Origin of the sequence: Halomonas sp. I1 (assembly GCF_032334135.1) — a bacterium.
Lineage (GTDB): Bacteria > Pseudomonadota > Gammaproteobacteria > Pseudomonadales > Halomonadaceae > Halomonas.
This window is the reverse complement of record NZ_JAVXUS010000019.1, coordinates 61,460-68,895: the sequence shown is the minus strand read 5'-3', so window position 1 is coordinate 68,895 and position 7,436 is coordinate 61,460. Positions and strand designations below refer to the sequence as shown.

The following is a 7,436-nucleotide window of genomic DNA, read 5'->3' as shown; positions in this document are numbered from 1 at the left end:
CGTCTCGCGTCTCGCGTCTCGCGTCTCGCGTCTCGCGTCTCGCGTCTCGCGTCTCGCGTCTCGCGTCTCGCGTCTCGAATCGTGTGGAGCGTATTGAATGCTGACCGATGCCGAAATCGAGGCCATCCTGATCAGCCTGCGGGTCGCGAGTGTTGCCGTGGCCTGGATCCTGATACCCGGTATTGCCGTGGCCTGGTTGATGGCGCGTCGCGAGTTTCGTGGCAAGGCGTTGCTCGATGGCCTGCTGCACTTGCCGCTGGTTCTGCCGCCGGTGGTGGTGGGCTACCTGTTGCTGTTGTCGCTGGGTAGCCAAGGGATGCTCGGGCAGTGGCTGAAGCTCTGGTGGGGCATTCGTCTGCCGTTTACCTGGCAGGGTGCCGCCGTGGCCGGGGGCGTCATGGCCTTTCCGCTGCTGGTGCGGGCCCTGCGACTTTCCCTCGAGGCGGTCGACCCGCGTCTGGAGGCGGCGGCCAGCACCCTGGGTGCCGGGCGCTGGCGGGTCTTTGCGACCATTACCTTGCCGTTGACGCTGCCGGGTCTGCTGACCGGCACCGTTCTGGCGTTTGCCCGGGCGCTCTCGGAGTTCGGCGCCACCATCACCTTCGCTTCGAATATTCCCGGTGAGACCCGCACTCTGCCGTTGGCGCTGTATTCATTGATCCAGACGCCCGGTGGCGAGGCAGCGGCGGCACGCCTGTGTGCTCTGTCGGTCGTGATCGCGATGGTCTCGCTGGTGGCCTCCGAGTGGCTGGCGAGACGAGCGCGAGCACGGCTACGGGGGCGGGACGCATGAGCCACGGTAGCGGTCTTGTCCTGAATGTGAAGCATCGGCTCGGCCAGTTCTCTCTGGAAGCCGACGTGACACTGCCCGGGCGCGGCGTGACGGCGCTTTTCGGTGCCTCCGGCAGCGGCAAGACGAGCCTGCTGCGCTTGATTGCGGGGCTCGACAGGCCGCAATGCGGTTGCATAGCCCTGGATGGCACTCCCTTGGTGGATACCGCCTCGCGTACCTTTGTGCCGGCCCATCGACGCCGGCTCGGCGTGGTCTTCCAGGAGGCACGGCTGTTTCCGCACTACCGGGTAGACGGCAACCTTGCCTATGGCATGCCGTCGCGCATGGCGCCACGCTTCGAGGCCATTGTCGGCTTGCTGGGCATCGATCATCTGCTGGCGCGCTATCCGGCCACGCTGTCAGGCGGCGAGGCGCGTCGCGTCGCCATCGGGCGAGCCCTGCTCAGCGATCCGCGCCTGTTGCTGATGGACGAGCCACTGACCGGCCTGGACGGGGCAAGAAAAGGTGAGCTGCTGCGCTACATTCAGCGCCTGGCCGGTGAGGTCGATATTCCCATCGTCTATGTCAGTCATGACCCCGCCGAGCTGATCGAGATCGCCGATACGCTGGTTCTGATGGAACAGGGCCGGATACGTGCCCAGGGGGGCCTGGACGCCTTGATGGAGCGCGGCGACCTGTCCGATGCGCTCGGGGGGTTCGATGCTGCCATGCCCCTCGAGGCGAGCGTCCAGGCGCACGACGCGACCTACGGGCTGACCCGGCTGAGTCTCGACGATGGCCAGGCGCTGATCGTGCCCGGCATGGCGGTTGCGGTAGGGCAGCGAGTGAGACTGCGTGTGCCGGTGCGCGAGGTGGCTCTGGCCCTGGCACCCAGCGCCGAGCTCAGTTACCGCAACCAGTTGGTGACGGTCATCGCGCATGCCTGGGCACCCCCCGGCGATGCCGCCACCATGGAGCTTCGCCTGCGCCTGGGTGGGCAGACGCTGCGTGCCCGTCTGACTCGCAAGTCCTACGACGAACTCGGCCTCGCCATCGGCCAGGAGGTAACCGCACTGGTCCGCACGGTCGCTTTCAGCTCGCGCGATGTCTGATTCGCGAGATACGAGCTGCGAGCTGCGAGAGGCGAGAGGCGAGATACGAGCTGCGGGCCGCGAGATGCGAGCGGCATACTTCGGGGGGTGAAGCTCGCATCTCGAAGCTCGAAGCTCGAGGCTCGAGGCTTGCGGCGTCAGGCCTTGCCCAGCGCCCAGAGGATAAAAGCGTCTTCCCGCGCGTGGTCGTGCCAGGCCTTGAACCGCCCGGAGGCGCCGCCGTGACCGGCGTCCATGTCGGTGCGCAGCAGGGGCGGTGGGGTATTGCCGGGGCCGGCCAGCTCGCTGAGGCGAGCGTAGAGCTTGGCCGGTTCCCAGTAGGCGACTCGGGTATCGTGCCAGCTACCCTGGAGAAAGACCGGGGGCCAGGGCTGGTTGGGCAGGTTGTCCAGTGGCGAATAGGCCTGGAGGCGTTGCCGCACGGCCGGGTCGCGAGGATCGCCCCATTCGCTGTATTCGGCGGTGGTCAGCGGCAGTTCGGGGTTCTGCATGGTGCGCAGGACATCGACGAAAGGCACGTCGAGTACCGCTGCGCAGAAGCGCTCGGGCGACAGGTTGAGGCTGGCGCCGACCAGCAGGCCGCCGGCACTGGCACCATGAGCGACGATGCGCTCGCCATCGCTGATGCCTTGTTCGACCAGGGCATCCCGGGCGGCGAGGAAGTCCTGAAAGCTGTTGGTCTTGTGCGCGAGCTTGCCGTCCAGGTACCAGGGTTCACCACGCTCGCCTCCGCCGCGTACATGGGCGACGGCGAAGGCCACGCCGCGCGTCAGCAGTTCGAGGCGAGCGACCGAGAACCAGGCGTCGAGCACCTCGCCATAGGCGCCATAGCCGTGGAGAAGCGTCGGTAGCGGGTGTCCCACCCGGTCGGCGCGCATCACCACCGAGACGGGGACGCATGCGCCATCGTGGGAATGCGCCCAGAGGCGCTGGCAGATCACGTCGTCGGGCTGGAGGTCGCCGTGGACGGCCTGACGCTTGAGCAGGCGGTGCTGGCCGCTATCCAGGTCGACCTCCGTCCAGCTCGGTGGCCGGGTGAAGGATTCCTCGCGCAGCCTGAGGCGGCGGGTGTCGAAATGAGGCGTGGCATCCAGCATCAGACTGCAGGGGGTCTCGCTCAATGGCAGCCAGGTGTCTCGTTGTCGGCCGTGGGCCGCGTCGAACTCGATCACGCGCAGCCGGACCTGGGCCTCGTGATGGTCGCGCTCGGTAAGCACCAGCCCCCAGGAGAAGGCATCGACACCCTCGAGGGTGGTGTCGTCACGGTGCTCGATCAGCGTCTCGCCCTGCTTGTCGGATGCGCTCTCATCGAGGCGGTCGAGACGGAAATGGGGCGCGTTGCGGTTGTGCAGCACATAGAAATGGCCGGGACGGTGATCGACGGCGTATTCGACGCCGGCTTCACGGGGGCGGAATTGCCATGGCGTGGTCGTCGGGGCTCGGGCAGGAACCAGGTGGGTCTCGCTGGTGTCCTTGGAGGCGGACTCGAGCACCAGCCACTCCCGGGAGCGCGTTTTGCCAAGGCCGAGCCAGAACTCCGGATCCGTTTCACGCAGCATCAGCGTCTCACGGCTGGCGCTTGGCGAGGACGTGTCGAGATGCAGTGGCAGTCGCCAGATGCTTTCCGGGCGCTGGGTGGCGTCGAAGCGCGTGAACAGCAGTGTCGTGCCGTCCTCTGCCCAACAGAGTTCGGGACCGATACCGGAGAGCAAGCGTACCGATTCGCCATCGGGCAGGTGCCGTAGCCATAGGTTGAAGACCTCGTCGCCTTGGGTATCTTCGGTCCAGGCCAGCCAGTTTTCATCGGGGGAGAGCGCCATGTCGCCGACCTCGAAGAAGGCGCGGTCGCGAGCCCTGGCCTGAATGTCCAGAAAGGGTTCGGCGTCTTCTGGCGCATCGTTGGGGTGACGCCACCACACTGGGTGGTCGGCGTCCGCGGCGGTTTCGCTCCATACCGTGTAATGGTCCAGAGGGATGGCCAGGCTGTGTTCGGCCAGTTCGCGTCTTGCCAGGTGACCGTGATAAAGCCGCTCGGTAAGCCCCTCCAGGGGGCAGAGCCAGCGACGCGACTCGTCGTTGGCGGCCTCGAGGAAGGCCTTCACCTCGGGGGCGTCGCGCTGCTCCAGCCAGTGCCAGTCAGGGTCGTCGGGTCGGCGAAACCGCTGCACGGGGGAGAGGGTATCGCCGGTATCGGCGTTTCGGTCATGTGGCGGCTGTGCTTTCATGCTGCGAGATGTACCATACTCGGAGTGAATTCAATAAGGTGCGCCACCAGGGCAACACTGCTTAAATGCCTGCGCATGTAAATCGCTGCGTTACGCGGTGCTCGAAAGCTCGCCTAACCCCTCGTTATGTCTCGCTTTCTGTGCTCCGTGCGCCTTGCGCTTCACTATGCTCGGCGATTTATTCAGTATTTCCCTAGGGGCGCTCCTGTACATACGTTGACGAGGTATCGATGCTGATTTCGGATTCTATTCCCCTACTATGGCTGAGCTATGCGGCGCTGTCGCTGGTCGTGCTCGGTACGGGCTACCTGGGGCTGGCATTTCTGCCGCGCCTGCCGCGGCTGGTGATCACCTGGGCCGTGGCCGGCGTGATGTGGGTGCCGTCCAGTTTCAGTACGCCGTTGAATGATGCGGGGGACACGTATACCGGCATGGCGCCAGCGGTCGTCGTCGGCGGTCTGGCCTTCCTCGAGGGGGATGGCGGCACCATGGCTTCGGCACTGCTGCTGGTGGCGGTGGGAGCCGCACTGGGTGGCTTGCTGGGCCTGCTGCTGTGGCGGCGCGGTCGCATGGCCGCTCGTCGGGCGGACGGCGAGTCGAGCGGTGAACAGGCCGAGAAGAAGACGTCGCGTGCTGATCAACGCCGGGAGCCGGTCGTCGGCTAAGGAACCACTATGGCCAGAGTCGGTTGTCGCGCCTCCTCCATCTGCCTCGCGATGTCGCTGTTGGTGAGCTGCCTGTGGTGGGGCGGGGCGGCTCAGGCGCAGGTGCCGGAGCAGCGTCCGGACGTGCGGGTGGTGGTCGATGTTTCCGGCAGCATGAAGCGCAATGATCCCGACCAACTGGCGGCCAGTGCCATGGAGCTGCTGGTATCGCTGTTGCCGGGGGGCGTGAGCGCCGGTGTCTGGACCTTCGGCGAGCGAGTCGACAACCCGTTGCCCCTGGGCGAAGTGTCCGAGCAGTGGCGTGAGCGAGCGTTGGCATTGCCGCCTGCGTTACGCGACTATCAGCAGTACACCGATATCGAGACGGCGCTGGATCGGGCTGCTTCGGCCGAAGTGAACGGTTGGCGACACCTGATCCTGATGACCGATGGCGTGATTGATCTACCGCCATCGCAGGGCGACAAGCCCGGTATCGATGAGGCGTCGCGGAAGCGGCTGGTGGAGGACATGGCATCGCGTTTCGCCGACAGAGGCGTGGTGGTGCACGCCATCGCCTTCTCCGACGATGCCGATCTCGCCCTGGTCGAGCAACTGGCGCAGCGTACCGGAGGCCTGGCCTCCGTGGCCAAGTCGCCGGAAAGCCTGCTGGGTGCCTTCCTGGACATCATCGAGCGTATCTTCCCGGCCGATCAGGTGCCGTTGGAAGCGGATAACCGCTTTGTCGTCGACCCGAGTGTCGGCAACCTTTCGGCCCTGGTCTTTCACGGTCCCGACGAGGGGCCGGTGACCCTGGTGGCGCCGGACGGTACCCGATATACCGCCGAGACGGCTCCTGACGACATTCGTTGGCAGGTGGAGCCGCATTTCGATCTGATTCGCGTGCCCGATCCCGAGGCGGGTCAGTGGCGTCTCGAAGGACCGGTGGGCGCACAGAGCCGAGTCAGCGTGACGTCGCCCTGGCGGCTGCGCACTTCGGGACTACCGACGACGCTGTATCGGGGCTTTCCGGTGCCGGTGGAGGCCTGGCTCGAACACGATGACGCCGAGATGCCGTCGCCCGAGGGGTTGCGTTTTTCCGTGGCGCTCATGAGCAGTGACGGCGAGACACTGGCATCGAAACAGCTCGAGCCCGTCGCCGATGGTCACTTCAAGGGCCGGTTGCCGGCGCCGACACAGACCGGCAATGCCCGTTTGCTGATTCGTGCCCAGGGGGAAGAATTCGAACGTCAGCGAGGGCAGGCCGCCAATGTGTTACCGGCGATCGGTGTGGCACATGATCCGGCCAATCAGCAGTTGATACTGGCCGCCGAGCACCCCCGGCTCAATCGTGGCAATACCGACATACATGGCGACTTCCAGGGACGCCGACTCCCGGCCAAAGCGGTTGGAAAGGCGCGGTGGCGGCTGTCCTTGCCCGAGGTGGAGGACAACACGCGCCAGCCTCTGCGCTTGATCGCCACCGTTACCCTGGATGGTGAGACACGCGAACTGGCGTTGCCGACACTGACGCTCAACGCCGAGAGCCGTGTGGGGATCGGTCGGCCCGACATGGCGGGGCCGACGCTGTCCGCCGAACGTTTCGCGGAGGAAGGCGAGACGCCGGCCGGCCAGCCGGATACCAATGTCGCCGATCGCTTCGTCGAGTGGGTCAATGCTGTGCCGGAACGGGTGCACGATGGCTGGCAGGCCGGTTGGCCCGGTGTGGAACGCGCCGCCGCGAAGCATGTCAAGGATCCGCGACTGTGGCTCGTCATCGGGGCATTGCTGTTGCTGTGCCTGTTGTGCCTGGGGTGGCGTCGTCGCCGCCAGTCGCGAGGCAAAGCGAGGGAAGAGCCGCATGTGTGAATTGCTCGGCATGAGTGCCAATGTGCCCACCGACATCTGTTTCAGCTTCTCCGGGTTTCTGCATCGTGGCGGCGGTACAGGTCCGCATCGGGACGGCTGGGGTATCGCCTTCTACGAGGCCGGTGGCTACCGCGATTTCCGCGACCCCCATCCGTCGGTCGACTCGCCGATCGCTCGACTGATCTGCGACTACCCGATCAAGTCCCATGTCGTCATCAGTCACATCCGCCAGGCCAATGTCGGGGAAGTGCGGTTGGCCAACACCCATCCCTTTACCCGGGAAATGTGGGGGCGTCCATGGTGTTATGCCCACAATGGGCAACTCAGCCGTGAATGGTCGGACCTGCCCTTGTCGTTCTATCGACCGGTAGGGAATACCGACAGCGAGCATGCCTTCTGCTGGCTGATGGGCGAGTTGCGCCGAGCCTTTCCGGAGCCGCCCGACGACCCCGAGGCGCTCTGGCGTTATCTGCATCGGCTCTGCGAGCGACTCCGGACCTATGGTGTCTTCAATCTGCTGCTCGCCGACGGTGAATACCTCTACACCTACTGCTCGACCAAGCTGGCGCACATCACCCGGCGGGCGCCTTTCGGCCGGGCGAGTCTGTCCGATGCCGAGCTGGCGGTGAACTTTGCCGAGCACACGACGCCGAACGATGTCGTGTCGGTCATTGCCACCGAGCCGCTCACCGATAATGAGGACTGGGTACGCATGGTGCCCGGAGAGCTGCTGGTCTGGCGCGATGGCGACATTCAGGGGCGCTATCAAACGTAAGTTTCAATCGTTTGTTTTACTGCGGGATCTCGCTGGTATAGG

The 7,436-nt window shown here is 65.5% G+C and carries 6 protein-coding genes; 5 read left to right on the top strand and 1 reads right to left on the bottom strand.

Translation table 11 applies throughout. The features are described from left to right. The first annotated feature begins 97 nt into the window (after window positions 1-97). Together modB and modC are read left to right on the top strand one after the other, a co-directional pair. On the top strand, window positions 98-793 hold the full coding sequence (gene modB, locus RSO41_RS16145; RefSeq protein ID WP_315620238.1) for a molybdate ABC transporter permease subunit: 696 nt from the start codon (window positions 98-100) through the stop codon (window positions 791-793). Further along, complete coding sequence (gene modC, locus RSO41_RS16140; RefSeq protein ID WP_315620237.1) at window positions 790-1,884, top strand: molybdenum ABC transporter ATP-binding protein; 1,095 nt, start codon at window positions 790-792, stop codon at window positions 1,882-1,884. The genes modB and modC overlap by 4 nt, the downstream gene beginning before the upstream one ends. A gap of 137 nt (window positions 1,885-2,021) precedes the next feature. Here the strand turns inward: modC and RSO41_RS16135 are convergent, their stop codons facing one another. Continuing rightward, window positions 2,022-4,109 (bottom strand): S9 family peptidase, encoded by a 2,088-nt coding sequence (locus tag RSO41_RS16135; RefSeq protein WP_315620236.1) that lies wholly within the window; start codon window positions 4,107-4,109, stop codon window positions 2,022-2,024. A 230-nt stretch (window positions 4,110-4,339) separates the two neighbouring features. Here RSO41_RS16135 and RSO41_RS16130 point away from each other — a divergent pair, with 230 nt between their 5' ends. The 3 genes from RSO41_RS16130 to RSO41_RS16120 are packed head-to-tail and all read left to right on the top strand — an operon-like array spanning window position 4,340 to window position 7,394. Continuing rightward, window positions 4,340-4,774 carry a hypothetical protein gene (locus RSO41_RS16130; protein WP_315620235.1) on the top strand — a complete coding sequence of 145 codons (435 nt, stop codon included), beginning with the start codon at window positions 4,340-4,342 and terminating at the stop codon, window positions 4,772-4,774. Between the two features lie 9 nt (window positions 4,775-4,783). After that, a complete protein-coding gene (locus RSO41_RS16125) occupies window positions 4,784-6,619 on the top strand; it encodes a VWA domain-containing protein (protein ID WP_315620234.1) in 1,836 nt (611 codons plus the stop codon). Next, window positions 6,612-7,394 carry a class II glutamine amidotransferase gene (locus RSO41_RS16120; RefSeq protein ID WP_315620233.1) on the top strand — a complete coding sequence of 261 codons (783 nt, stop codon included), beginning with the start codon at window positions 6,612-6,614 and terminating at the stop codon, window positions 7,392-7,394. The genes RSO41_RS16125 and RSO41_RS16120 overlap by 8 nt, the downstream gene beginning before the upstream one ends. Window positions 7,395-7,436: the final 42 nt, after the last annotated feature.

Coding starts and splice junctions, on each gene's coding strand:
- modB (WP_315620238.1), top strand. CDS start 98: ATGCTGACCGATGCCGAAATCGAGGCCATCCTGATCAGCCTGCGGGTC.
- modC (WP_315620237.1), top strand. CDS start 790: ATGAGCCACGGTAGCGGTCTTGTCCTGAATGTGAAGCATCGGCTCGGC.
- RSO41_RS16135 (WP_315620236.1), bottom strand. CDS start 4,109: ATGAAAGCACAGCCGCCACATGACCGAAACGCCGATACCGGCGATACC.
- RSO41_RS16130 (WP_315620235.1), top strand. CDS start 4,340: ATGCTGATTTCGGATTCTATTCCCCTACTATGGCTGAGCTATGCGGCG.
- RSO41_RS16125 (WP_315620234.1), top strand. CDS start 4,784: ATGGCCAGAGTCGGTTGTCGCGCCTCCTCCATCTGCCTCGCGATGTCG.
- RSO41_RS16120 (WP_315620233.1), top strand. CDS start 6,612: ATGTGTGAATTGCTCGGCATGAGTGCCAATGTGCCCACCGACATCTGT.